Origin of the sequence: Nostoc sp., from assembly GCF_036917195.1 — a bacterium.
GTDB lineage: Bacteria > Cyanobacteriota > Cyanobacteriia > Cyanobacteriales > Nostocaceae > Nostoc.
In genome coordinates this window covers 35812-62369 of record NZ_JBALDG010000001.1, presented here as the reverse complement: position 1 = coordinate 62369, position 26558 = coordinate 35812, and the positions used below count along the sequence as shown (strand labels likewise).

At 43.1% G+C, this 26558-nt stretch carries 19 protein-coding genes and 1 pseudogene; 11 read left to right on the top strand and 9 right to left on the bottom strand.

The window, feature by feature from the left end:
* Positions 1-112 precede the first annotated feature (112 nt).
* Entirely contained in the window at positions 113-919 is an 807-nt protein-coding gene (locus tag V7K40_RS00290) for an inositol monophosphatase family protein (protein ID WP_334955837.1), read from the bottom strand.
* Between the two features lie 70 nt (positions 920-989).
* Positions 990-2423, bottom strand: a complete 1434-nt coding sequence (locus V7K40_RS00285) for a BCD family MFS transporter (RefSeq protein ID WP_334955836.1) — start codon at positions 2421-2423, stop codon at positions 990-992.
* Positions 2424-2713: 290 nt separating this feature from the next.
* Here V7K40_RS00285 and V7K40_RS00280 point away from each other — a divergent pair, with 290 nt between their 5' ends.
* The 5 genes and pseudogenes from V7K40_RS00280 (at position 2714) to V7K40_RS00260 (ending at position 7188) form a co-directional block, all read left to right on the top strand.
* On the top strand, positions 2714-3352 hold the full coding sequence (locus V7K40_RS00280) for a nuclease-related domain-containing protein (RefSeq protein WP_334955835.1): 639 nt from the start codon (positions 2714-2716) through the stop codon (positions 3350-3352).
* 96 nt (positions 3353-3448) lie between these two features.
* A pseudogene (gene rpoD / locus V7K40_RS00275) lies at positions 3449-4609 on the top strand (RNA polymerase sigma factor RpoD); the annotation flags it as partial.
* 21 nt (positions 4610-4630) lie between these two features.
* Positions 4631-5614, top strand: coding sequence for a tetratricopeptide repeat protein (locus tag V7K40_RS00270; RefSeq protein WP_334955863.1), 984 nt, complete (start codon positions 4631-4633; stop codon positions 5612-5614).
* 165 nt (positions 5615-5779) lie between these two features.
* Positions 5780-6004: a hypothetical protein gene (locus V7K40_RS00265; protein ID WP_334923538.1), complete on the top strand. Its 225-nt coding sequence runs from the start codon at positions 5780-5782 to the stop codon at positions 6002-6004.
* Between the two features lie 236 nt (positions 6005-6240).
* Positions 6241-7188, top strand: coding sequence for an aldo/keto reductase (locus V7K40_RS00260; RefSeq protein ID WP_334955834.1), 948 nt, complete (start codon positions 6241-6243; stop codon positions 7186-7188).
* A 10-nt stretch (positions 7189-7198) separates the two neighbouring features.
* On the opposite strand, the gene V7K40_RS00255 is transcribed toward V7K40_RS00260, so the two are convergent.
* The 3 genes from V7K40_RS00255 to rimO form a co-directional block, all read right to left on the bottom strand.
* Positions 7199-7777, bottom strand: a complete 579-nt coding sequence (locus V7K40_RS00255) for a Uma2 family endonuclease (protein ID WP_334955833.1) — start codon at positions 7775-7777, stop codon at positions 7199-7201.
* Positions 7778-7999: 222 nt separating this feature from the next.
* A complete protein-coding gene (locus tag V7K40_RS00250; protein ID WP_334955832.1) occupies positions 8000-9535 on the bottom strand; it encodes a DEAD/DEAH box helicase in 1536 nt (511 codons plus the stop codon).
* A gap of 161 nt (positions 9536-9696) precedes the next feature.
* The gene (rimO, locus tag V7K40_RS00245; protein ID WP_334955831.1) at positions 9697-11016 is read right to left on the bottom strand and encodes a 30S ribosomal protein S12 methylthiotransferase RimO; all 1320 of its coding nucleotides are present in this window, start codon (positions 11014-11016) and stop codon (positions 9697-9699) included.
* 672 nt (positions 11017-11688) lie between these two features.
* On the opposite strand from rimO, the gene V7K40_RS00240 reads away from it, so the two are divergent.
* From V7K40_RS00240 to V7K40_RS00230, 3 genes are all read left to right on the top strand, one after another.
* Positions 11689-12537 (top strand): BtpA/SgcQ family protein, encoded by an 849-nt coding sequence (locus tag V7K40_RS00240; RefSeq protein ID WP_334955830.1) that lies wholly within the window; start codon positions 11689-11691, stop codon positions 12535-12537.
* 149 nt (positions 12538-12686) lie between these two features.
* A complete protein-coding gene (locus V7K40_RS00235) occupies positions 12687-13676 on the top strand; it encodes a vitamin K epoxide reductase family protein (RefSeq protein ID WP_334955829.1) in 990 nt (329 codons plus the stop codon).
* Between the two features lie 441 nt (positions 13677-14117).
* The gene (locus tag V7K40_RS00230; RefSeq protein WP_334955828.1) at positions 14118-16313 is read left to right on the top strand and encodes a CHASE2 domain-containing protein; all 2196 of its coding nucleotides are present in this window, start codon (positions 14118-14120) and stop codon (positions 16311-16313) included.
* A 1110-nt stretch (positions 16314-17423) separates the two neighbouring features.
* Here V7K40_RS00230 and nadB read toward each other — a convergent pair.
* The 4 genes from nadB to V7K40_RS00210 all read right to left on the bottom strand — a co-directional run bounded on the left by nadB (position 17424) and on the right by V7K40_RS00210 (position 20943).
* Entirely contained in the window at positions 17424-19100 is a 1677-nt protein-coding gene (gene nadB / locus V7K40_RS00225) for an L-aspartate oxidase (RefSeq protein ID WP_334955827.1), read from the bottom strand.
* 139 nt (positions 19101-19239) lie between these two features.
* Positions 19240-19668: a photosystem II complex extrinsic protein PsbU gene (gene psbU / locus V7K40_RS00220; protein WP_334955826.1), complete on the bottom strand. Its 429-nt coding sequence runs from the start codon at positions 19666-19668 to the stop codon at positions 19240-19242.
* A 137-nt stretch (positions 19669-19805) separates the two neighbouring features.
* Complete coding sequence (locus tag V7K40_RS00215) at positions 19806-19997, bottom strand: hypothetical protein (protein ID WP_334955825.1); 192 nt, start codon at positions 19995-19997, stop codon at positions 19806-19808.
* 166 nt (positions 19998-20163) lie between these two features.
* Entirely contained in the window at positions 20164-20943 is a 780-nt protein-coding gene (locus V7K40_RS00210; RefSeq protein ID WP_334955824.1) for a DUF3120 domain-containing protein, read from the bottom strand.
* A gap of 183 nt (positions 20944-21126) precedes the next feature.
* Between V7K40_RS00210 and V7K40_RS00205 the strand changes: the two genes are divergently transcribed.
* The 3 genes from V7K40_RS00205 (at position 21127) to V7K40_RS00195 (ending at position 26479) form a co-directional block, all read left to right on the top strand.
* On the top strand, positions 21127-22044 hold the full coding sequence (locus tag V7K40_RS00205) for an undecaprenyl-diphosphate phosphatase (protein ID WP_334955823.1): 918 nt from the start codon (positions 21127-21129) through the stop codon (positions 22042-22044).
* A gap of 162 nt (positions 22045-22206) precedes the next feature.
* Positions 22207-23547, top strand: a complete 1341-nt coding sequence (locus V7K40_RS00200) for a TIGR03279 family radical SAM protein (RefSeq protein WP_334955822.1) — start codon at positions 22207-22209, stop codon at positions 23545-23547.
* A 97-nt stretch (positions 23548-23644) separates the two neighbouring features.
* Positions 23645-26479: a family 10 glycosylhydrolase gene (locus V7K40_RS00195; RefSeq protein WP_334955821.1), complete on the top strand. Its 2835-nt coding sequence runs from the start codon at positions 23645-23647 to the stop codon at positions 26477-26479.
* Positions 26480-26558: the final 79 nt, after the last annotated feature.

Below are 26558 nucleotides of genomic sequence, written 5' to 3'. Positions count from 1 at the left end.
TACTCAATTCTCTGTCTGACTAGGGCTTTGTTAACTTTAATGTCGGGTATGTCGCCGTTTACTAGGCTGGTTGACAAAATCACTCTTTCCAGGTACAAGAGCGGCAGATTAGTTAAATTTTTACGCCATCTAGAAAAGGTTGAAATACCGGAACTAATTCGGAACGACTGACAACAAGGGTGGGAAAACAGCGATCGCTATAATCTTCTCCTGGTGACAACGGAAACGGCTCGGAATTGAGCGATAACCAAACCCCACCAGCAGCCTGGACAATTACCCAAGCCCCCGCTAAGTCCCAAACTTTTGGTGTCGCTTCAATACCACCCAGAGTAGCCCCAGTGGCAACTGTCAAAAAGTTATAGCTAGCCACACCCAACATCCGAATTTTGCAGGGAAAGCCGTTTTTGATCACTGCGGTGCTACGAGAACAGAGGTTAAAAAAGTGATTGTTGCTGGGACTATCAGCACTGGTGTAGATTGGGTGGTAGTTGAGAAATGCTCCTGTTGGCGTTGCTAAACCAGATGAACCTGCCCAGAAACCATGAAAAGCTTGATTCAACGGTGGTGCGTAAACATAACCAAAAATGGGTGTACCTTGATACAGTAAACCCAGAGAAATTGTCCAGATGGGAATGCCGCGTGTAAAGTTGGTTGTTCCGTCTAAAGGGTCAATTACCCAGCACCACTCCGTACCGGGAAATAACTGATCGCTCTCTTCACTCAAAATGCCGTAACCAGAGAAATTAGAAGCGATCGCATCCCGAATTTCCTGATCTGCCCATTTATCTGCTTGCGTCACCAAACTACCATCAGCTTTTTGGGCAGCCTGTACTTGCCCAAAATCTTGCATAAGCTGCTTGCCCACTCTGGTAGTGGTAATTTGGGCAAAATCAAGAATTGTTGTCCAAAAATCACTCATTGATTAATTCTCGCGCAAAGATATTCCTGAGCCAAGATTAGGTAGATTCGGGTTGGTTTAAGTTTCTAGTTTAATCTAAATCGCTTTCTAAAACCGAAGCGATCGCTTGCTTAGTACTTGTTTGAAATTCTGTGACGTTCACCCGATTGAGAAACCAAATCGATAGCACCATTCCCACGGCTTCTAGAACGAATACCAGTCCATAAGCTAGTTCTTGGCTTGGTAAAAAGTTGCGTCCAATATCCAAAACTGTACCTCCAATTACCACCGCAATTCCTCTAGAGATGGACTGCGCTAATCCCCATGCCCCAATAAACGTACCTGCGGCTTCTGCTGCGGTAAGATCCAACATCAAGCTAATTGCTCCCGTTGTTAGGAAACCTGTGGCTAAACCGAATAAGACCAAACTTAGTTTGAGAACTGCTGCATTAGCTGTGAATCCTGATATAGCTAGCAAGATTGCACAGAATGCTACCAACATACAGCCTAGACGTGCAGTTCTGCGCTTACCCAAACGCGGGACAATATAAAAGCCCGTAACACCGTAGGCAATCAGCAGACCCGTTCCATAAAAAACATTTAATTTGGTACTTTCCGCTAGGGGCATTTTAAACACTTGACCCGCATAAGGTTCCAAAATCGGGTCTTGCATAAACAAACTGATAGTCATTACCAATAAAAAGGTGAAAAATATACCTGTTTGTGGGCTAGCTGTCAATATTTTCCAAGCATTGCCTAGAGTAATGGTATCTTCCCGGTTGACCAGTGTGGAACGAGTTGAGTATTGGGAGTACTTTTTTTCTACGCCGAATGTCGCTGCGATCGCTAAACCAAATACAATTGCTGGGACGATAAAAAATAACCTGTTGACCGCTCCTTGCAAGGTTTCTACGGTTGCTTCTGGCGTTAGCTGTTTCAGCAAGCTGGCACTGATAATTGCCCCAACAATAATACCCACCATTAGCATCGACCAGACCACACCAACTACTTTGGAACGGTTATCTTCTTCAGATATATCCACCAACAAAGCAGCGAAGGCAGTACCACTAGCACAAATTCCTAGACCATATACAGCAAAAACTAAAGCCAAAAGTGCTGTCCAGCCGATTGTTTGGGTTGTCCATACCCAGCCACCTGTATTAGTAGCGGCAAGATTCATCTGCCACATTACTTGTACAGCTAAAAATGCTGCGATCGCAAATATTGCCGCTCCCACCCAAACATAAGCTGTGCGGTGGTATCCCCATAACGGCTTGGCATCCGATATCTGGCCGAACCAGACACGGGAAGGAGCAACAAATAAAGGCAGTGCTAGAACTACTGATACCAGCGTCGCCGGAATTGCTATTTCTTGAATCATGACTCTGTTGAGTACGCCCAGAGTCAAAATGGACATCATGCTCAACCCCATTTGAAATAAACCCAGCCGGAACATTGTCAGCAGGTTTACCCTTGGCACAGATAGGGATTTTGTTTTGGTATCAAATACTTCACCACTTGCCATAGCTACTTTTTCGTATGGTTTATAGGATTTAATCTCTCTCTCTTTAAATAAAGATAAACCCTACCTGCTCGAAATCAGCGAACGAAAAGTGAAAGTTGCGATCGCGCCAAAATGTGACCGATTACGATGCTCATGACTTCATCGGAGTTGAGACTTGGTAGCAAGTGACCCTAATAACAACTTCAGTTCTGGGAACCCTAATAATAGCCGTTACTGAATACAACATTTTGTGCAGATGATATCCGCCCAAATAATTAAGTTTAGTAACGTTTTATGAAATTAGAGATTCTATGGAATTCTATCCCGACAATATTTTTGATGCCAATAATAACGCTGAGAAAGAAGTTTGGCAACAAGTAAAATCTGCCTTCAGGGATGATTCTGGTGAGGCATTTCATTGTTATCAGCTATTTGACAGATATGGAAATCTTGAGCGAGAGATTGATATTCTTATTGTCCATCGTCAGCTAGGACTATGGGTGATTGAATGTAAAGGATGCTACATCAATGATATAGAAGCTATTAAGGGTGCTGAATGGAAAATGAAAAACTGGTATGAAGACCGCATAAAACCAGTTAACCAAGCACAATACCAGATGTTTGCGCTTAAAAACCATTTACGTAAACAGCTAGATTTTTGCGCCTCATTAAACTTAAACTTTAGAGTTGCTATTCCCTTTATTAGCAAAGAACAGTGGCAAAATAAAGGATTTCATAATTTGCCAAATATTCAAGGTGTTGTACTGACTAGAGAAGATTTGAAACCTTATACTTTAAAACATAATTTTACTCAGAGTGTTCAAAGTAGACGAAGAGATTTAACCGATGAACAATGGCGATCGCTGATGTGTGTTTTTGGTGGAACTAATCAGACACCTGTGGACAAAGCATCATTTTCAATATCCAAACACATCTCTGTAGAAAAATAAAAAACGCACAAAATAGATGACTCAAAAACCCCTCGTCCTGTCTGTAAAATAATCAAGTTGCCTCGTTATAAGTTTCCTCTTAATAGCTTTCCTAGTATTTGTGATTACCAGACTAACAACGTAGCTAACAAAATACTCGACAGTATTTATCAGCCTGAGTTCGAGTTAGAAGAACTCTTAACAGACGAAGAAGAGGACTTACTGATCATCGATGAAGGTGAAGACAAATTTTTAGAAGCTCCTAAATCGCGTCATCGGACACAAAGTAAAAAAAAGCATTATACGGAAGATTCAATTCGCCTTTACTTGCAAGAAATTGGTAGAATTCGCCTGCTGCGTGCGGATGAAGAGATTGAACTGGCGCGGAAAATAGTTGACTTAATGGAAATGGAGAGGGTGCGGGAAAGACTCTGTGAACAGTTGGATAGCGATCCTAAAGATAGTGAATGGGCAGAAGCTGTACAACTGCCATTACCAGCCTTTCGTTATCGGCTGCATGTTGGTCGCAGAGCAAAAGATAAGATAGTGGTATCCAACCTGCGCCTTGTGGTTTCAATTGCCAAGAAATACATGAATCGCGGCTTGTCTTTCCAAGACTTAGTTCAGGAAGGTAGCCTTGGCTTGATTCGCGCCGTTGAAAAGTTTGACCACGAAAAAGGCTATAAGTTCTCTACATACGCTACATGGTGGATTCGTCAAGCAATTACTAGGGCTATAGTTGACCAATCTCGCACTATTCGCCTTCCAGTTCACCGTTACGAAACCATCTCTCGGATTAAGAAAACTACCAAGCTACTATCTCAAGAAATGGGTCGAAAACCTACTGAAGAAGAAATAGCCGTTCACATGGAAATGAGGGTTCAAAGCCTGCGGTTTATTGCTAAATCCGCCCAGCTACCCATTTCACTAGAAACGCCTATCTATTTAATGCTAGATAAAGACCCTTGGTTTCATAAGGGAGACATGGAGGAAAATTTATGCTTGGCAGATTTTATAGAAACAGATGAGGAAACCCCAGAAGAACAAGTTTATAAAAATACGTTGCGGGAAGATTTAGAAAAAGTTCTCGACAGTCTTAGTCCTCGTGAATGTAATGTTATAAAACTGCGTTACGGCTTAGATGATGGACACATGAAAACTCTTGAGGAAATTGGTAAGATTTTTAACACCACCCGCGAACGTATTCGTCAAATTGAGGCGAAAGCACTCCGCAAGTTACGCCACCCCAACCGTAATAGTATTCTTAAAGAGTATATTTGTGGCTGCCAACCACATGACTTGCAACAGAAAAAATATGAGCAACAATTTAAAGGGAACCAGAATTATATACAAAAGATAAATAATGCTACTAATTACGTTCAAAAAGGGTTGATATGTCATCGAAATCGGGATTTTTTGGGAGCAATTGAGAACTTTACCCAAGCACTGAAGCTTAACCCCAATAATGACCAGTTACACTACCAAAGAGGGCTAGCCAAGACTAAAGGAGAATTTCAGAAAGGGGCGATTGAAGATTTTACTCAAGCTATTAACCTAAACCCTCAATATATAGATGCTTACTACCAGAGGGGTCATGTTCACTACAGTTTGGGAGATAATCTAAAAGCAATTGAGGATTACAGCGAAATAATATTCCTTAATCCCAATGAAGCCTTAGCTTACTTCTACCGTGGTTTTGTCCGTAGCAATCTGGGAGAGATGCAGGAAGCCATTGGTAATTACAGCCAAGCATTGAAAATTAAGCCTGACCTTGCTGAAGCTTATTTTCACCGAGGGGTTGCCTTTTATCGCTTAAAAGACTTACATAGAGCAATTGAGGATTACAATTACACTTTACGGATATATCCCGACTTTGCTGAAGCTTACAGTCGGCGGGGGCTTGCACACTATTGCTTGGGAAATTACCAAGTAGCACTTAAAGATTATTCTCAAGCCGTCCAAATTAATTGTGAAGATACTCTAACATACTACTACCGTGGACTTGTGCATGAGAACTTAAATGACTATATGAAAGCACTTAAGGACTATAACCAAGTTTTGGAAATCAATCCTGCCTTTACCGAAGCTTACTATAACCGGGGTAGTGTTCATTACAATTTGGGAAACTATCAACAAGCACTTGAAGATTTAAATCAATTACTGCATATTAATCCTAACAATTCTCAAGCTTATAACAAACGAAGTAGCATTCGTGCTGCCCTGAAAGATTACCAAGGTGCAATGGAAGACTTAAAAAACGCTTCAGAATTCCACTATATGTAATAGCAAACGCAAAATAACTTTATCGGATGTAATCAAGCCACATAAAAATATCAATATAAAAATGTGGTTTTAACTACGCTATTCCATTGAATTAGTAAGATAAACTTGCCCTATGTATGTCATCAAACTACTTACCTTCATCTAGTTACAAAAAAGGCATAAGCAATGAGTAAAGAAGCAGTAAAAGTAATATTATGGGAAGAAAATCAAAAAGATTTTCTAAAAAAGTTCTATGATCTCCAATTTACTCCCAGAGTAGGAGAGGAAGTTTACCTAAAAAAGGAAAGATGGAAAGTAACCAGGGTTGAGCATGATGTAGAAATTAGTGAGATTAATGTCTACATGGAATTAATCAAAAAAGCCAAGCAGGATAAATCATCTAATTCATAAATACAAGTAAATACACTCAACTATAGCAATCTTATTTGATTTGTGAGAATTGCAGCCCGCAGATCCCTAACTTCGTAAAAGTTGTCGGGGATCTTGTTTCAGTGCGTTTGATTCAGGATTTAAATCTTTATGCAAGCTGCAACCTCGCAACAAGGGTTGCGGCGAAGTGCTGACGATCGCGCTGTAACGATACACTAGAAAAGTAAAGAAATGTAAATAAATTAAATTTTGCAACCGTGGAAAATATCACATTGGGGCAAAATGGCCCAGTTGTTACACCTTTGTGCATAGGCACTTGGGCTTGGGGTGATAAACTCTTTTGGAATTATGGCAACGCCTATGGCCCAGAACAGTTACAAGAAGCCTTTACAGCAGCTTTAGAGGCTGGTGTTACCTTCTTTGATACTGCCGAAGTCTACGGAATGGGACTATCAGAGAAATTTTTGGGACAATTTTTGCAACAGACACAACAACCTGTACAAATCGCCACAAAATTTGGCCCCCTACCGTGGCGATTTACAGCCCAATCCGTCTCTGATGCCTTAACTCAAAGCCTCAAACGCTTACAATTAGAGCGAATTGCCCTGTACCAAGTGCATTGGCCTTTTGCCTTCTTTTTAAGCCAAGAAACTTTGATGAATGCCCTAGCGGATGAAGTGAAGCGGGGCAGAATTGCCGCAGTTGGTGTGAGTAATTACTCAGCAGAGCAAATGCGAGACGCGCATCAAATATTGGCAGCCCGTGGAGTGCCTTTGGCTGTGAACCAAGTACGCTATTCTTTACTCAGTCGCCAAATTGAAAGCAAAGGTATTATGGCAACTGCGCGTGATTTGGGTGTGACTATCTTGGCTTATAGTCCTCTAGCACAAGGATTACTTACAGGTAAGTACACTATTAATAGTACTGAAACCCCCACTGGTCCGAGGAAAATAGACCCGCGATTTAAGAAAGAAGGTCTGCAAAAAATTGCCCCAGTCATATCTTTGCTACGCAACTTCGGGGAAAAATACGATCGCACCCCTGCCCAAGTTGCTCTCAACTGGTTAATTGCTCAGGGGAACGTTATTCCTATTGCTGGAGTGAAGACAGCCGAACAGGTGCGTCAGAATGCTGGTGCTTTGGGCTGGAGATTGAGCGACGATGAAATTAAAGAGTTAGAACTAGTTAGTCGTCCTTGGCTGTAATATTTTTGAACTACTCAAACACAGGAGGCCAAATTTCTGACACTACTAGCTCCCAACCTGGTAATAAGTCTGGTAGTGTCAGTTTGTCGTTGTCCTGCAAAACTATTGGTTCTTGGTTGAGTCGATAAACGGTGAGCGTCAATTTGTCAGGATCAATGAGGATACCAACCGTAGCTCCAAGTTGTAAGAATAGCTGAATCTTTTCTACCAGTGGTTTGATGCGGTCTGACTTAGATTTTATCTCTACCATTAAGTCAGGTACCAGTTCCACAAAGTCGCGCTTACTTGTTTTCAGTCTATCAGCCCGAACAAAAGATACATCGGGAGCGCGGAGATTTCGTTTTTCGTTATCAGCTTCTTTTCCGTTTTCAGTTTCTAAGTTAGGCAAAATGAAACCAGCACTTGAACCAGTCACCCGTCCTAGACGCTGTGGGCGCACCCAGTTGCCGAGTAATCTAGCTAACTCAGCACCTATCTCTTCTGATTCATAATCTGATGGGCCCATAACCAGTATATTTCCGTCTACTAGCTCCATCTGCCATTCTGGATGCTCTGCTTGTAGTTGCTCTAAGTCTGGGATAGTGAACATAAGACCACGAAGAATGCATCTTTAATTTATCTTCCTAGAAACTGGTAGAAAAAGTTATCCAAAAAGCCAAAAAGTCAAGAGCCAAAGTCAAAATCTTGACCGGAGGCGGAGCGTCTCCGGCTCCGCTCTTAACTCTCAACTCTCCCATTTTAAATTTGGATTTCGGATTGAAGAAAAAATCTAAAATCTAAAATCCAAAATTGATTAACTTGTAACTGTTGACTAAGAAGCTGATTCTCTAGCTGTAGGTGAACCTAGCTTTTTACTCGTAGGGGATGCAGAAGATTCACGACCACTTGTCCGCAGTTTGGGCTTGGGAGAAGCCTGTCTTTCTTCTTCTCCAGTGCTGCTGTCTGATTTCCATGCAGAACGGGGGCGATCGCTGGTAGATTCACGACGCTTACTGAGTCTGGGTTTGGGAGCGGAAGATTCCTCTTGGGGAATTTCTACGTCTGAACTCAACCAAGCGGGACGAGTTTGATCATAAGCGATTTGCAGTGCAGCTGCGGCGATCGCTTGAGCATCGTATTCTTCAATCAGTTCGCTGACAATCGGCAAGAATGAAGCCAAACGCTCACCCATCAAAGCTTCCCGCACCTGTTCTTGCAATTTCAGGATGTGTCGCGCTTCAATCTGTGCCCGTGTGGGAATCGTCAGAACTTGCCAATTTTGGCGGTTATGACGTTCAAATGTTTGCTGCTTGCGCCGCTCAAATGGCTGAACTAAAGAAATTGCTGTTCCTTCTTTACCAGCACGACCAGTACGACCAATGCGATGGACGTAGGTTTCTACGCTATCGGGTAAGTCGTAGTTGATTACGTGAGAGAGTTGATCGACATCTAACCCTCGAGCGGCAATATCAGTTGCTACCACCCAGCGGACTTGACGGTTACGGAATCGGCTCAATAACCGTTCCCGTGCTTGTTGGGACAAGTCACCGTGGTATTCATCTACACTGTGGCCAGCGCCTTGTAACTGACTGGTGAGTTCTGCGGCTGTGCGTCTGGTGCGAACAAAGATTAAAGCTGTTTCTGGATCTTCCATTTCCAGAATCGGCTGTAAAGCTTTGGCTTTTGTCCAGTGACGGGGGATCAGATAAGCTACCTGATTAATCTTGTTGGGAGCGGCTTTTGGCTGCTCAACGGTGACAGTTGCAGGTGATCGCAAGAACTTGTTCACCAACATCCGAATCGATGGTGGCATTGTTGCCGAGAATAAAGCTGTTTGGCGATCTACGGGCGCTTGCGAGAGGATTTTTATCACATCGTCGATAAAGCCCATACTCAACATTTCATCCGCTTCATCCAATACAAACCACTTCACTTGATCGAGCTTTAAACAGCCGCGATCAAGCAAATCGATCACCCGTCCTGGAGTGCCCACTACCATGTGAACGCCACGTCTGAGTTGTAACATTTGGCGGTCAATTGATTGACCACCGTAGATTGCTAACACTCGCAATCCTTCGTCGCCGATGAACTGAGCGATCGCATCGTGAACTTGCATTGCTAATTCACGAGTTGGCGTTAGAACGATGGCTTGCACGGCTTTTTGATTAACATCTAGCCGCTCTAAAATAGGCAGTGAAAATGCTGCTGTTTTGCCTGTTCCAGTTTGAGATTGACCTACCACATCACGACCAGCTAGCAATTGGGGAATTGCTTGCACTTGAATGTTAGTTGGTTCGGTAAAACCGATTTTTTCTAGTTGTTCGACACGTTCTTGGGAAATGCCTAATTCTTGAAATGAAAGAGTCATTAATTCTCCTAAATTTTTTGTAAGGATTTTTGGATTAGTCATTTAGTCATTAGTTATTAGTCATTAGTCAGCCAGCAAAATCTTAGGGGAAACCCCCATGAGGAAATACCTCACTAGAAGGGCGAACCGTAAGGGTCATTTAACAAAAAACAAATGACAATTTAGTTATTGACTACTTGACCATAGAGGTCGTATGTATCAGCGTGGTGAATCGCTATTGGCACGATGGTTCCTAACTTTGCCTGACCTTTGACATACACCAGACCATCAACCTCTGGGGAAAATCTACCTGAACGACCGATTAATTCACCACTTTCAGGATTTTCTTGCTCAATCAGGACATCAACAATTTTGCCTACTTCCTGTTGATTTTTCTTTTGAGAAATCGGTTGTTGGAGTTCCATAAGTTGGTATCGGCGCTCGTCCATCACCAATTGGGGCAACTGATTTGGTAGCTTGTAAGCTGGGGTTCCTTCCTCAGAGGAAAAGGTGAAGACACCAACATGGTCGAATTCATGCCGCTGGACGAACTCTAATAGATGCTCAAAATTCTCGCTTGTTTCTCCTGGGAAACCAACAATAAATGTTGTCCGCAGTACGGCTGTTGGTAGCGCCGTTTTGATGCGATTTATAATCCCATCATTTACCCGTCCTTGCCAAGGACGGTTCATGGCGCGGAGAATATCTGGATGAGAATGCTGCAAGGGCAAATCCAGGTAAGGTAAGACGTTGGGTGTTTCTTGGATCGCCGCTATCACATCTGGGGTCAGTCCCGTGGGATAAGCGTAATGCATTCTGATCCACGGTATATCTACTTTACCCAAAGCGCGAAGTAATTCGGCTAACTTTGGCTTACCGTAAATATCCAAACCGTAATTAGTGGTGATTTGGGAAATTAAAATAATTTCCTTTACTCCTTGACTAACTAACTGCTCCGCTTCGGCGACTATAGATTCAATAGTACGCGATCGCTGGTTTCCTCGAAGATGAGGAATTATACAAAATGCACAACGATAATCACATCCTTCTGCAATCCGCAGGTAAGCTACGCCCTCGGTTGTCGTGCGATAGCGCGGTGTAGTTTCGTCGGCAATGTAGGTTGGTTCGATACTAACCTGTTTCACCCGCTCGCCAAGTTCAACACGCTCAATTACATTTACAATTTTGTGATAATCGCCTGTGCCCACCACCGCTACTGCTTCGGGCAACTCCTCCAAAAGTTGTTCTTGGAAGTGTTGCGCCATACAGCCAGTGATTACAATTTTTTTATTTGCCTCTGCCAGTTCTACCAAAGTTCTGACAGATTCAAGTCTCGCTGCTTCAATAAAACTACAGGTATTAACAATAACGTAATCTGCTAACTCTTCATTTGTATCTACACCGTAGCCTGCTTCTACGAGCATTCCCAGCATGTGTTCTGTATCAATTCGATTTTTCTCGCAGCCCAAGTGAGAAATGGCAATTGTTGGCTTGTCACCCATATTTTGAAAAAATCTTCATTTTTTTCTTCTTGTAGTCAAACATTCCAGTGCTAACTTCGCTTTTTTGCTATCAGCATCTTCATGAAAACAGTTCAGGGGCAAATTCCCACTGTCAGTAACTGTCTGTGGACTCATAACCCTATCAATAAATAAAAATAGAGGTCATGTTATGATATTCCTATCAATCTGTTCCCCAGGGTAAATTGAAGTGTCTTTGGGTACATTTGACACTCTTAATCTTTTTTAACAATTCGCCTATTGGTATTTTACATTACCGCAGCGTGTGCGTTGTTAACCTACCCATCGGGAAGCCGCCCAAAGGGCTTGTTGTGAGAAGTCGCTACCCTCAGGGAAATCGACGAAAGCGACTACGCCTATAAAGCAGTAATGCTACCCTGGCGATTGGCAAGTCCTACGACAGTGCGCGGACAAGACGCCTAAACCACGGAAAGCTGCCTCGCGTCTAGTGAGTGGCAAACTCCTCTTGTAGCCAAGTTTTATCTTAACATATCTTATGGGAGGTTTGACGCCAATTTCCATCTGAGGAAGGAGGCAGGAAACCGACTATCATAAAACACATTTGACTAGTTAATGAGAAGTCAAGAGTCAAGGGTCATATAGTCAATAGTCAAAAAATTGTGGACTCTGGACTTTGCGAGGCGGATTAAAGACGTGGACTTATATCAACTATTTAAAACTCGCTCACCGATTATTGGGGTGGTTCACCTACTACCACTGCCGACCTCACCTCGTTGGGGAGGTAGCCTAAAAACGGTGATTGACCGCGCTGAACAAGAAGCCGCAGCCCTGGCAAGCGGAGGGGTTGACGGACTGATCGTGGAGAATTTTTTTGATGCGCCGTTTACCAAAAACCAAGTTGATCCAGTGGTTGTAAGTGCCATGACCATTGTGGTGCAGCGGATACAAAATTTGGTGCCTTTGCCTATAGGCTTAAATGTTTTGCGAAACGACGCCAAAAGTGCAATGGCGATCGCTAGCTGTGTACAAGCGCAATTTATCCGTGTCAACGTTCTCACAGGGGTGATGGCAACCGACCAGGGATTAATTGAGGGAGAAGCCTATCAACTACTCCGCTATCGACGGGAGTTAGGCTCTGATGTTAAAATCCTGGCCGATGTGTTGGTGAAGCACGCCCGTCCTTTGAGTTCTCCAAATCTCACAGTCGCCGTGAAAGACACCATTGAAAGGGGTTTAGCAGACGGGGTGATTTTGTCAGGCTGGGCTACTGGTAGCCCTCCTAACTTAGAAGATTTGGAACTAGCTTGTGATGCAGCATCTGGCACGCCAGTGTTCATCGGTAGTGGGGCCAATTGGGAAAATATTGATACATTGATGCAGTCAGCAGATGGTGTAATAGTTTCCAGTTCCCTGAAACGTCACGGACGCATAGAGCAACCAATAGACCCAATTCGCGTCAGCCAATTTGTGGAAGCCGCACGTCACAATTGGAACTCCAAAGGTGAAAGCAAATCAGCAGAACAAGTGAAGTTACATTCTTAGGGAGTGGCGAAAGAGAGTTAGGAGTTAGGAGTTATGAGTTATAAGTTTTAAATTAATTGTTCCTAACTCCTTATTCTTAACTTTTCACTCCTCACTCTTAACTTTTTAACTCCTAACTTTTACCAATCCTCAATCCCCAATAGCAGTTTATGATTCGCCGCCGTTCTACTCCTTGGATTCATAGATGGTCGCGGCCATTGATTGCCGCGATCGCTGGATGTGGTGCCCTGACAACAGGTTATCTCACCATAGAAAAGTTAACAGGAAACAGTGCAGCTTGTGTGGCACAGGCTGGTGTCAAAGGCTGTAATGATGTGCTTTCCAGTGCTTGGGCAACAGTTTTTGGTCAGCCATTAGCCTTGTTTGGGTTTTTGGCATACACCAGTATGGTAGTACTGGCTTTGGCTCCCTTGGCAGTTAACCGAGAGCAAAATAAACAGCCGCGCTCAAATTTAGAAAACTTGACCTGGTTGCTGCTGCTGGCTGGAGCGATCGCTATGTCTGTCTTTAGTGGCTACTTAATGTACCTACTGGCATTTCAAATCAAAGCCACTTGTCCTTACTGTATCGGTTCAGCTTTGTTTTCTCTTAGTCTTTTGGTACTGACAATTATCGGTCGGACTTGGGAGGATATTGGGCAAATCTTCTTTACCGCCATTATTGTGGGGATGGTAACGCTGATTGGGACTTTAGGCGTCTATGCTGGCGTGAATCCAGTAGCTGATAACCCAGTTGAATCAACTTCTGGACAACCCGTAAAAATTTCCTTTGATCCCAACAAGAAGGAACCTAAACCTGGAGTTGGTTGGGAAATTACTACTACTTCTGGTGAGGCAGAAATTCAGCTGGCGCGTCACTTGACAAACATTGGTGCTAAAGAATATGTTGCTTGGTGGTGTCCCCATTGCCACGAACAAAAGCTCATCTTTGGCCAAGAAGCTTACAAGGAAATTGCTAAGGTTGAGTGTGCTTCTGCTAATAATCCAAACGTGATAGCGGACGAGTGTAAAGCTGCAAAAATTGAAGGCTTTCCCACTTGGATCATCAATGGTACAAAGTATAGCGCAGTCCAAAACTTAGAGGAACTGGCGAAAGTTTCTGGTTACACAGGCCCCCGTAACTTCAAGTATTTTAAGTAATTGCCTTGAGGAAGCCTGCACTGACCTAGCGGTATCGTGTAGTTCGCACCCCATAGTCAACTGGATGAATACAGCAAAGTTTGTTTCCAGTTGGCTTTTTTATTTTTGGTAATAGACAAGAGGTGTTGTCCAATAAGCTTTTTCCCAATTTCCCAGCGGCTTTTATCCGTAAACACCTTAGCTCGACTTTATCCAAAATGAGCACCTAAGTTTTCTTTATCCGGCAAAAACCTTAGCTTTTTAGCACAAACTTTTTCCATGTCACTAATTATCGTTGAACTTCATAAAGTAAAACTACTGTCACACAAAAGTTTCACCTTCAGCGTTGATGTTTTCAAAAAATGGATAAAGTCGAGCTTAGAGGATGTTTGAAAAGTATTGTTATTAACATTAGCGCCTCTATCCGTCAATTAGTTCTTGACAGACTACTAGGTAATGGGAATGAATCAGCAGCTAGGCAAGCATTGTGTGAAGTTAATCTTTGGACTGAAACAATCGCTTCGTCGAGGACACAGGGAGTTAATTACTGCCGCCAGCGTTGCAGTCTGCGTCCTGCTTTTGCACTCCATCGGATTATTGCAATCTTTGGAGTTAGCAGTTTTGGATCAATTTTTTCGCTTACGTCCATATGAATCGCCAGAAGATCGTATTACTATCGTAGTGATTGATGAGGCTTATTTAAACGAAGTAGGTTGGCCGATTCCAGATACAAATATTGCCCAGCTGTTGCAAAAATTAAACGTTCACAAACCCCGTGCTATTGGCTTAGATATCTACCGAAATTTGCCAGTAAAGCCTGTTAATCAAGAACTGCCTAATGCTTATAAGTCAATGCCCAACTTGATTGGTATTGAACAACTAGCAAATGACAAAAACGTTAGTGTTTTACCTCCATTGGGATTAAATCAGAATCAAGTGGGCTTTAACAACGTGCTGTTTGACTCTGATGTTAAAGTCCGTCGCAGTTTGTTGTATTGGCACGTTGATAATCAGGTACACGAAAGTTTTGCCCTGAAGTTGGCTTTATTGTATTTAAAGTCAGAAAATATTACTCCCAGCAAAGCAAAAAGCAACCCTGAGTATTTGCAATTGGGTAAGGCAGTATTTACTCGTTTTCAGGCTAATGATGGTGGTTATGTGGGAGCTAATGCTGGAGGCTACCAAATTTTGACCAATTTTCCCAAACCCAAATGTCAAAGTTCATGTGGAGAATTTTATAGTTTTCGCCAGGTATCGATGAAAGATGTACTGGCAGATAAAGTCGAAGAAAACTTAATTAAAGATCGGATTATACTCATTGGCTCCATTGCACCCAGTCTTCAGGATTTTGTATTTATTCCCTACTCCAGCAGTCTGATGGGTACAGCAAAGTCTGTACCTGGTATTCAACTGCAAGCTTATTTTATTAGTGAGTTAATCTCCGCTGCTCTGCAAGGACGACCTTTACTCAAAGTCTGGCCTGACTTTGTGGAAAACTTATGGATTTTTATCTGGTCTTATCTGGGAGCCGTGACGACATGGCGGATACGACATGCAACTAGGAGCCTGCTCTGTATCCTGGTTTCTTGTTTTGTATTAACCCTGAGTGCGTACCTTGCTTTCTTGTATGGTTGGTGGATACCGATTATTCCCTCACTGTTTAGCTTTGGAAGTTCAGCTATTTGGATGACCAGTAATATTGCCCACATGCAGGGAGAGTGGAAACGTTCCAAAGAATTTTTGTATCATGTAATCAACACAATTTCTGATCCAATTTTTGTGAAAAATGAACAACATCAGTGGATTGTTTTAAATGAGGCGTATTGTCGATTTATCGGTTATCCGAATAAGTTCTTAAATGAAAAGTCAGACTATGACTTTTTCCCTAAACATGAAGCCGATGTCTTTCGAGAACAGGATGATCTTGTTTTCCAGACTCAGCAACCCCAGGAGCATGAAGAAGAATTTACAAATGCAGATGGTCAGACTCATCAAATTGCCACTAAGCGATCGCTTCATAAAGATGCAGCTGGCAATTTATTTTTAGTTGGGGTCATCCGAGATATTACTCAGCGCAAGCTCATGGAGGAACATCTCAAGCGTACTGCTGATGAACTATCCCGCTCTAACGATGAATTAAAACTCAAAGAAGACCATTTGCGTTATTTAGCATATCACGATCCCCTCACTGGTCTATCCAATCGCAAATTTTTTACCGAACAACTTTACGAGTCATTACATGGGGCGCAACACGATAACTTGTTGCTGGGAGTGCTGTTTATTGATTTAGATGGCTTTAAGCAAGTCAATGATACTCTAGGGCACGAGACAGGCGATCGCTTGCTAATGACTATCGCTGGACGACTTAGCAACTCTTTACGCGCTAGTGATACAGTTTCTCGTTTGGGTGGCGATGAATTTACTGTAATTTTACGGGCAATTCCTAATGTCCAAATAGCTGCTAAAGTCGCTGAAAAAATTTTAAGCAGTATTATCAAGCCAATTGTGGTAGACGGCGATGCAATCCGAATCTCTGCCAGTATTGGCATTAGTGTCTACCCATACAACAGTCAAGACAGTGAAACTTTGATAAAACAAGCAGATGCAGCAATGTATCGTGCCAAGCGCCTGGGTAAAAATCGCTACGAGTTTGCTTAATTAGTCAAGAGTCAAGCCTCCAGACTTTTCTTACTTTAGTCAATATTTTTACCCTAAAATTAGGAATGTGGACTTAAAACACGTTCAAGGCTCTGTCTTGAAAAGGATTGTGTATATGCCTAAAGGTGGCTTTTAGGCAATATGGAGACCTAGCATGGCTTTTTTACCTAAAGACTAAACATAAGAATATAGGCAGCAAAGGAATTAGGGTAATTAGGAAACTAACTTAATTTTAAAAGTATTTTTAATTTCAAAAAATCTACTTATATTTACTCACTTTATTACGGTATTTTATACTTCAAACGTTTTTAAAATTCTTGTAATCTGGGAATTTAGTTATTTTATCTTTACTATAATTAAATTCAAACTCTACGAAGAAATAAGTATTTTTTGAGATTTTGATGAGCTACGTTTTTTGAAAAACATAGTGTTTATACTGATGAAGATGAAGATACTATTAATAAAATAGTGATTTAGGCTAAATTCTCATAGAATTCATCAACATATCTAACTTTAGACTGATGTAAAAACAGCATATTTAAGAATACCAATTAAGTATCAAAACTATTTAATACCAGCAGATTAATCTTTAACTACAAGTAGATACCACCATGACTTGTACAGTAACCGTAAGAATTTAATGAAGTTGAAATCTTTTTACGAAAAAGTAAGTAGATATACGAAAGACCATAAAAAATACGTTTTGAAATTAAAAATTAGTAATTTTACTGAAATTTATGAAACCTAACTTCCGAATTACAAAGTTTATCATATTGTGCATAAGTGCTTATATCCTACTACCTAAAATTGCCACTTACACATGTATTTTCAGCAGTGCAAGTGCTAATACTTTGCCCGCTACTAGCAGCAACGCTTTAATCGCTCCCAAGGTCAATTCTCAAAATTTAAAAGACATATATATCCCACCAAATTATGGTGGTCCCGACAGTCAGCATGGTAGCGGCACCCGCTGATAGCAATAGCGCTAGCGAGTTATCGAGCATGGGGGGACTAGTAGTAACGATGTAGGAGCATCACTTGCCCCTGGCGCAGCGACCACAGGATAAAGAATTAAAAGCCTTTACTAAAAGCCTGTTATGAAAACTACAATCAAGACAATAGTGGAGATTTCCACCAATGATGTGTTTGTACAAGTGTGTGAACTTGCCAATTTGGGTCTGGTTGAGGATAATCTAAACGGTAGTGTCCACCTCGGCTTTCGGTTCTAAAAACAGCACTTTTGAGAATTAAATCAGCCACATCTAATAAATTGCGGGTTTCTGCCCAAAGTCCTAATTGCCGTTCAACATCTGGTAAGTCAAAACTAGCTGGTTCTGCGGGACGTAAAGCAAGCAAGAATTGACTTAAATGCAAAGCCGTGAAATCTTGCTGCCAAGATTCAATAGTGGCGATCGCAGTTTCCAACCGTGATTGCTCCCGACAAATACCAGCACTTTCCCACACTAGACGTGGTAACTTTTCCCTGAGCGCTTCTAGCTGTGCTTGCTGGATGTGCCACTCACTAGCATCAGCACTAAATTTCCGTAATGGCAGCACTGGTGTTTCTGACGGCAGCCCAATATTTTCCAACTCAATTTGGCCCATCTGGGCCCCAAACACAATACATTCCAGTAGAGAATTACTGGCAAGGCGATTTGCCCCATGCACCCCGGTACTAGCGGTTTCACCCACCGCGTACAAACTCTTAATATTCGTGCGATTCATCAGATCCGCAACAATCCCACCCATCCAGTAATGGGCAGCAGGGGCCACAGGAATTGGTTCATGGAAAACATCAACGCCCCAGTGCTGACAAACTTTGATGATGTTGGGAAAGCGGTGACGAATCTTGTCGGCGGGGATAGGGCGCATATCCAACCACACATGGGCAGTCGCCAGATCAACGGCGGTACGTTGTAAATGGCTGAAAATTGCTCTACTGACTACATCTCTGGGTGCGAGTTCACCCGCCGGGTGATAGTCAAAGGCAAAACGCCGCCCTTCGTTATCGACAAGGTGTGCCCCCTCGCCGCGTACAGCTTCGCTAATCAGAAAGCGATCGGCACCAGGTTTAGTCAGAGCAGTGGGGTGAAATTGCACAAATTCCAAATCGCGGAGGATCGCCCCAGCCCGAGCTGCGATCGCTACCCCATCACCCGTACTCACAGCCGGGTTAGTGGTTTGGGCAAATACCTGACCGCCGCCGCCAGTTGCCAATACCACAGCACCAGCTCTTACCCATCTGATTTCACCTTGATAAAACAGGCTTATTCCTTGACAGCGACCACTTTCGGGTTCGATCCACAAACTTAAAGCCAAAGCTTGCTGAATGACTTGAATATTCTGGCGACGTAATACTTGGGCGGTGAGGGTAGTGGTAACTTCCCTCCCTGTGGTGTCAGCGGCGTGCAGAACGCGGTTGCGAGAATGGGCAGCTTCTAAAGTTAAAGCCAAGGCTTGACCATGACGATCAAAAGCAACCCCCAAGTTAACTAAAGATTGAATACAGTTAGGGGCAAATTGGGCGAGAAATTCTACAGCGGTGCGATCGCATAAACCCGCACCTGCCCGGATCGTATCTTCAATGTGCAGCGTGGGAGAATCTTCCGGGGAAACGGCTGCGGCAATGCCACCTTGCGCCCAATCACTGGCGGACAAAGCAACAGTTTCTTTGGTAATCAAACCGACTCGCAAGGACTCTGGTAGACACAGCGCTGTGTATAGTCCAGCCGCACCAGCACCGACTACTACAACATCAAATTGGCTAGGAATATCTATCTGAGGCAAGGTAATGAGGGAGTTAGAAGTGAGGAGTGAGGAGTGAGGAGTTTAGAATTTTTAACTCCTAACTCCTAACTGGTAATCGTATCCCACTCCCTAGAATCAGAAGTGGGCTGCTATTTGCTAGATTAACTGCAACGTGCAGTTATCTGTAGATGCCGTTGTTAAAGCGATCATCTCCCTCGTTGAAGGCAGGCTCTAGGTCTGTCACGGTGAATTTATCGAAGTTGGCTTGCAGGGTTTCTTTTTGGCGGTCGCTCAATCCTGGAAGATCCAATACATCCTCTACTTTTTGGTAGGGAGCATTCATGATGATTTTCTTAGCCAAGGTGGGATAAAGTCCTGGATACTGTTGAAAAGCTCGGACGTTGGTATTATTTAAATCAATTTTTTTACCAAATTCCGTTCCTAGTTTAGCGTCTGCCCGATTCTGCCGCTGAATTGCCAGAATTGGGACTTGAGGAAAAGCAAAACTGTTGAAACTAGAAGCTTGGGCTATCTGAGTTGTTCCCAACCATCCCCAGCAACTAAGTAACAAACTAAACACTGTTAATAAACGCACCAATCCTTTCACGATTTTCTACCTCTTTCCATCAAACAGAAATAAAAGTTTTAAGCTAACAGGCGTCAGCGGTCATTAGTCATTAGTCAGAGTGCTAAAGACAATTGGACTTTAGACAAAACCTGATAGCTTAATCAACACAGCAGTCATCAGAAACTAATATACAGCGGATTAATATCCACAATATTTGCCGTTACTGGGTTTGACTGTACTTTGCCAAAAATTTTCATAGTGGTAAGAGTGCCTGCATAGCTGCAATAGCGTTCCATCCATGATCCTGTAGCATTCCCAGCTAGACGAAATCTTTTCGGGGTGGCTGATTCTACCTCCCAAGCAGACATGAAACCGGGCGATGTCTAATACCGAAAACCCTAGCAAGAAGACTTGATGCTGATCGATTGTTATGTAATATTTCTTAACTAATCAATCATCTACAGCATCATTCTTGATGTGCCGTAGACTGGGCTGGAAAAAGTTTCGGTTTTGATATTACCCAATTTTGAATATTTAGGCTGCGATCGCAGCTAACAAAAATAGGCTGTCTACCAAAATTGTGCTTAAAACTGCGCCACTAAAGGCATACCAGTGTCTTTGATTTTGACCTAAAGGTAAAATCCCAACTGTTAAGAGCACTAAGGCGAAAATTATCGCCCAAGTTTGTCCCCAAGGTGCTTGTACTTGCATTAGGGCGTTTTGTAAGATTTGTGGTGCGCCATCTGCATCTACTCTCATGATTTGCCGCCAATAGGGCATCAAGTCTGCTAGATAAAAATATACATCTGTTAAAACTGTACCGAGTAAAGAACCTAAATAAAACCAGCTACCCACCTTACCCCAATTCTTCGCCAGACACCAGCAAGCAAGCGGTAAGCCTATAGATTCTACTGGCAGATGCCATAAGGGTTCCCAACGTAACCAGCCCCAGTAAATCGCTCCTGCTAACCAACTCCAGCTAAATCCTAAGAGCAAATCTCCCCAGACATAAGTTGCAGTCCGTGACATTAAGGTAAAACTTAGGCACACCCAAAATGCTGTCAGCGCTAAACTTAGACTTGGTAGCGATCGCACTATTGGCGCTTCTACAAATACTGGTACTGTTACCAAAAACACTGCCGCCGCAAACACTAACCAAGTTTGTCGGGCAGAAATAGATAAGGGGAGCGAGGGAGAAAAGGAGAGTGTAGATTCCAATTGCCTGATCCCCTTCTGCCCAAGATCAGCCAAATCCAACTCGGTATCAATAGAAGGGGTAGAAGCACTGTAGGAGGACAGTGTATTATTTATCAAAGTTTTTAATATTTGTTACTAAACTTTATCTTACTTAAGATATCACATCTAAAAATCCCCATAGGGTGGATTTTGATTGGATCAAAATTTTCTCAAGGTTGGATGTCACCCGGAAAAACTGAGTACAACAACGTAAAGTTGGATAATTCGTAAAAGTACGCATCCATTTTAGGAGTCTAGTTGATGGTGACAATCTTAGAAGTGGGCGGGATGAATTTACTCTTCTCGCAACTGTTACAGGTAGGAGGGTCGGCAACTGAAGTGAACTTGATACAGCAACTGCTTGAGGCATTTATTCTAGGGATTGTACAAGGCATCACAGAATTTCTGCCCATTAGCAGTACTGCTCATCTACAAGTGTTCACCAAGGCGTTCCACTGGGAAGAATTGGGGTCGAAAGCTTTTCTAGCGACAATTCAATTTGGCAGTGTGATTGCCGTCTTAATCTATTTTCGATTAATTATTGCTCAAGTTTTAAGTGGAGGCTGGGCGGCTTTTCAAGAAAAAGACTGGCAGCGAGAAGAATGGAGATTATTGGTAGGAATAGCAATAGGAACCTTGCCTGCTCTAGTCGGGGGATTTCTGCTGAAGAAGGCACTAAATAATGAAAATTCCGGGATTAACAGCATGACTACCATAGCTGTGGCTTCTATTGTGATGGCACTCTTATTAGGTGCATCGGAAAAATTAGGCAGTCGCAAGCGAGATTTTAAAGACATAACCATTCTAGATGGACTGCTAATCGGATTAGGTCAGATGCTGGCTTTAGTACCGGGTGCGTCTCGTTCTGGCTCAACTTTAACAACCGCCTTATTTCTGGGGCTGGAGAGGCAGACAGCAGCAAGATTTTCTTTTCTCTTAGGAATTCCCACCCTGACTATTGCCACCTTATATGAATTTTTTAAAGAAGCACTAGGCAAAATTGACTTGCTAGTGGTAGCAGTAGGGACATTATCAGCGTTTGCATTTTCTTATTTATCGATCGCCTGGTTGTTGCGATATCTTCAAACTAAGAACACATGGATATTTGTCTGGTATCGTTTGGCATTTGGATCGGTAATCCTCAGTGCGATCGCGGCTGGATTGTTGAAAAATAGTTAATAGTCATTGGTCATTTGTCATTTCTCCAAAGCAGACGATGAATGCCCAATGCCCCATGACGCCACTTGCTTTTCCTAAAGGAGACGCTGCTAGCAAGATCCCCTACGGGGTACAAGCCGGGAAACCCGGACAACGCAGTGGCTCCCCCATGCCCCATGCCCTATGACTACAATTCATCCTGCCCGAATTACCAAAGTTCTTCCAGATTCAATAGCCGCAGAGATTGGCTTTGAAGCTGGGGATGCGATCGTTGCAATCAATGGTACACGTCCCCGCGATTTAATCGATTATCAGTTTTTGTGTGCTGATGAAGTTTTGGAATTAGAAGTTTTAGATGCTACAGGTAAAACTCATAGCCTGGAAATCGAAAAAGATTACGACCAAGACTTGGGGCTAGAATTTGAAACTGCCCTATTTGATGGCTTAATTCAGTGCAATAATCGCTGTCCATTTTGCTTTATCGACCAACAGCCACCAGGTAAGCGCACCAGCTTGTACTTGAAAGACGATGATTACCGTCTGAGCTTTTTGTACGGCTCTTATCTTACCTTAACCAATTTGCCAGAAAGAGAATGGCAGCGGATTGAGCAAATGCGCTTGTCTCCGTTGTATGTTTCTGTTCATGCGACGGAGGCCCAAGTCAGAATTCGACTGCTAAAAAATCCGCGTGCGGGACAAATCTTGCAACAACTCAAGTGGTTTCAAAAAAGGCGACTACAAATTCATGCTCAAGTAGTTGTTTGTCCTGGTATAAATGATGGCAAACATCTGGAACAAACTCTCAAAGATTTAACGTCCTTTCATACTGGTGAAGTGCCTGCGGTGGCATCGGTGGCAGTTGTGCCAGTTGGGTTGACACGGTTTCGGCCTTCAGAAGACGAACTCACACCCGTAACTAAGGAAAAAGCAAAAGAAGTGATTTCCCAAGTGCAATCGCTCTCGCGACAATTTCGTCAACAATTCGCCTCCAGCGTTGTTTGGTTAGCCGATGAGTGGTTTTTGATTGCAGGTGAAGAATTACCCAGCGAATCTGAATATGAAGAATATCCCCAAATTGATAACGGAGTTGGTTCGATTCAATTATTTCTCAAGCAATTTGCCACCGTTGCAGCAGAATTACTCCCGCCAAAAGTATATCCTCAAAGAAAATTTACTTGGGTAGTGGGCAACGCCGTAGAAAAAGCATTTCAACCCATTTTGAAACGCTTAAATTTTGTTGAAGGTTTAGAAGTCAATATGCGTGCTTTATGTAGTGATTATTGGGGACAAACTATCAGTGTAACCGGATTACTAACTGGTCATGATTTGCTTTTAAATTTAGAAGGACAAGATTTAGGTGATGGGATTTTGCTACCGAATATCATGTTAAAAAATGGTGAATTAGTATTTTTAGATGATATGAATATTGAAGAATTAGCTGGGAGACTAAATACAAAAATTTTTCCAGTAGCAGGAGTTGAAGATTTAATCAAAACATGTATTTTCAATTATGTTCAGCTTTAGTTATCAAAGTTCAGTTGTTTTTCTGAGGTAATTTCTTGTTATGCTGGATGATAAATAAGAAGTAATGTCTAATAACTAATCCATTCAGGAGTCACTAGTGAAGAATCGGGAAAAGTATCAGAAAAAGGCAGATTTACAAATAAAAAAAGCCGGATTCTTCATATTAATTTTTAATTTTTTAATCTTAAATAGTTTTAGTATTTTGCCAGTAACGGCGGCGACTGAAGAACCTATATTGAGCGTAGTCCATAGCCAAGAAAATGCAAATCAATGGACAGGAATAACTGACCGCTTACAGGCAATAGGAGTGAAATATTGTGTAATTCCCCTAACTGATGTCAAAAGTGTGGCAGATTGGGGCGATCGCCGGGTATTATTTTTGCCAAATGTTGAGACATTAACACCAACCCAAGCGATCGCTCTCGAAGAATGGATGAGTAAAGGTGGGCGCTTGATTGCTAGTGGCCCCGTAGGTAGTCTATCAGCGCCCGGAGTGCGGCAGTTATTGCGATCGCTTTTGGGAGGTTATTGGGGATTCAGCCTCAGTGACACAGAACAGATCAAACCCACAAAAACCAATATCCCTGAATGGGCAAATCAAACTCAACTCTTTGGCAAAGTCCGCGGCGGCGTTGTGATTCCTAATGATATGGGCACTGAATCTGCTGCTGTTTGGAATTCCAAAGATAATCCTGCCGCAGTAGTGACAACTGAGCGTTCCACCCTTTTGGGCTGGCGCTGGGGAACAGATGCAGCCTCAGCAGCCGACTTAGATAATGCCTGGTTAAAAGCTGCTCTCAATCACTATTTGACAGCGCTAGCACCATCAAATCGCATGAAAAAAATAGCAGGAGGTTCCCAAAACTGTTCTACAACGGTGGCGGCTGCGCCAAGGGAGCAAAGGGGCAGCACTTCTCTGCGAGACGCTGCGCGAACGGCTACGCTCAGTGACCGGGGGGCAGGGGCGCAGGGGGGCAGTTCATCTCCGTCATCTCCTACTCCTTTTAAAACTGCCACTGCTCCCATCCCTAGAGCGCTGACTACAGTCAAACCCCCAACTGAGGCTATTGACCAGTTAGAACAAGCGGTGCGTCTAGATGTTGCACCTAACTCCAATGAGCCGATTGACAACAATGAAGCGATCGCTCTCCAGCAAGAGCTAGAAAATCTAATTGGTCGGGTGGAAAGCGCTAATTTAGCGGTGTCAGCTGATGCAGCTGATGAAGGTGTTGCGATATCTGACGACAAGCAGTCCTCTAGGCATCTGGATACCTATACCCCCCAATCTGTCAAGCAGCAGCCGACACAATTAGCCTCAACTAAATTGGGGGGACTAGGCATAAGTAAAGACCAAGCCTTGGTACAGGTAAGGGTAATTGCCAAAAACTTACCCCAATTGATTGCCCAAAAAAACTACGCTCTAGCTCGTCAGCAGTGGCTGGTAGCGAAAACGATTTTGTGGCAGCAGTTTCCCGTTAATCAAAGGCTGGCTCAACCAGAAATCAGAGCAGTTTGGTTAGATCGGGGGACGATTGTCCGTGCTGGTAGCAAGGCGGGACTAGCCCAGATTTTTGATCGCCTAGCCCAAGCTGGGATTAATACCGTTTTCTTTGAAACTGTTAATGCTGGCTATACCATTTATCCCAGCCAAGTGGCAAAAGAGCAAAACCCATTAACTCGTGGATGGGACCCACTAGCAGATGCGGTGAAATTAGCCCATGAGCGAGACATAGAATTACACGCTTGGGTTTGGACTTTTGCTGCTGGTAACCAACGGCACAATCAGATTATCAACGTTAATCTTGATTATCCAGGGCCAGTACTGGCGGCTCATCCCGATTGGGCAAACTACGATAATCTTGGCAACATGATTCCCGTTGGTCAGACTAAGCCATTCTTTGACCCAGCCAACTCCGAAGTGCGGCAGTACTTACTCAAGCTGTACGAGGAAATCGTTACTCGCTATGACGTGGATGGTCTACAGCTAGATTACATTCGCTACCCCTTTCAAGACCCATCAGCAGGTCGAACCTACGGCTATGGCAAAGCTGCAAGAGCGCAGTTTCAGCAACTTACTGGTGTAGATCCGATAAATATTTCCCCCAGCCAACCAGACTTGTGGCAAAAGTGGACGACATTTCGCACCGAGCAAGTTGATAGCTTTGTTGCCCAAGTTTCACAGCAGTTGCGACAAAAACGACCGAATTTAATTTTGTCGGTTGCAGTATTTCCTCTGCCAGAACTAGAGCGGATTCAGAAAATTCAACAAAACTGGGAAATTTGGGCAAGGCGGGGAGATGTAGATTTAATCGTTCCGATGACTTATGCTCTGGATACTTCGCGCTTCCAACGACTAGCCCAACCCTGGATCGCCTCTAAACAATTGGGAGCTACATTGTTAGTGCCGGGAATTCGCTTACTTTCTTTGCCAACAGTTGGAGCATTTGATCAACTCCAGTTGGTAAGGGACTTGCCAGTTAGTGGTTACGCACTTTTTGCCGCAGAGAATTTTAACAACGAGCTACAAAAACTTTTTATTAGCACCCAAGGTAAGGTTCAATCCACAGCAAGTGAACCGATTCCTCATCGCCAGCCTTTTCAAACTGCCGCCATCCGTTACACCGCGCTGCAACGGGAATGGAAATTTGTTTTCCAAAATCACCAACTACAAAGGACTGCTCAGACAATATCAGATTTTAACAACCAGGCAGAAGTTTTACGCAGTGCTTTAAATCAGCTTGCCGTTTCCCCTTCTGCTAGTAAGTTAATAGTGGCGAGAGCCTCTCTAACTCGGTTCCAGTCTGAATTTCGGGTATTGATGAGCCAAGAGCTTAAGTCAAACTCCTATCAAGTCAAAGTCTGGGAAAATCGGCTTGTAACTATAGAAAGGCTATTGCGCTATGGGGAACGGCGGGTGCAGTTGCATCCTTAGTGAAGAAGCAAGTTTAGGACTTACGCAATAACTCTCCGAAACTCTTATTCCTTCGTGTCCTTTGCGTCCTTTGCGGTTC

Excerpts from the sequence above, each read along its gene's own strand:
- V7K40_RS00290 (WP_334955837.1), bottom strand. The coding sequence starts at position 919 with ATGAGTGATTTTTGGACAACAATTCTTGATTTTGCCCAAATTACCACT.
- V7K40_RS00285 (WP_334955836.1), bottom strand. The coding sequence starts at position 2,423 with ATGGCAAGTGGTGAAGTATTTGATACCAAAACAAAATCCCTATCTGTG.
- V7K40_RS00280 (WP_334955835.1), top strand. The coding sequence starts at position 2,714 with ATGGAATTCTATCCCGACAATATTTTTGATGCCAATAATAACGCTGAG.
- V7K40_RS00265 (WP_334923538.1), top strand. The coding sequence starts at position 5,780 with ATGAGTAAAGAAGCAGTAAAAGTAATATTATGGGAAGAAAATCAAAAA.
- V7K40_RS00255 (WP_334955833.1), bottom strand. The coding sequence starts at position 7,777 with ATGTTCACTATCCCAGACTTAGAGCAACTACAAGCAGAGCATCCAGAA.
- V7K40_RS00250 (WP_334955832.1), bottom strand. The coding sequence starts at position 9,535 with ATGACTCTTTCATTTCAAGAATTAGGCATTTCCCAAGAACGTGTCGAA.
- rimO (WP_334955831.1), bottom strand. The coding sequence starts at position 11,016 with ATGGGTGACAAGCCAACAATTGCCATTTCTCACTTGGGCTGCGAGAAA.
- V7K40_RS00235 (WP_334955829.1), top strand. The coding sequence starts at position 12,687 with ATGATTCGCCGCCGTTCTACTCCTTGGATTCATAGATGGTCGCGGCCA.
- V7K40_RS00230 (WP_334955828.1), top strand. The coding sequence starts at position 14,118 with ATGAATCAGCAGCTAGGCAAGCATTGTGTGAAGTTAATCTTTGGACTG.
- V7K40_RS00215 (WP_334955825.1), bottom strand. The coding sequence starts at position 19,997 with ATGTCTGCTTGGGAGGTAGAATCAGCCACCCCGAAAAGATTTCGTCTA.
- V7K40_RS00205 (WP_334955823.1), top strand. The coding sequence starts at position 21,127 with ATGGTGACAATCTTAGAAGTGGGCGGGATGAATTTACTCTTCTCGCAA.
- V7K40_RS00200 (WP_334955822.1), top strand. The coding sequence starts at position 22,207 with ATGACTACAATTCATCCTGCCCGAATTACCAAAGTTCTTCCAGATTCA.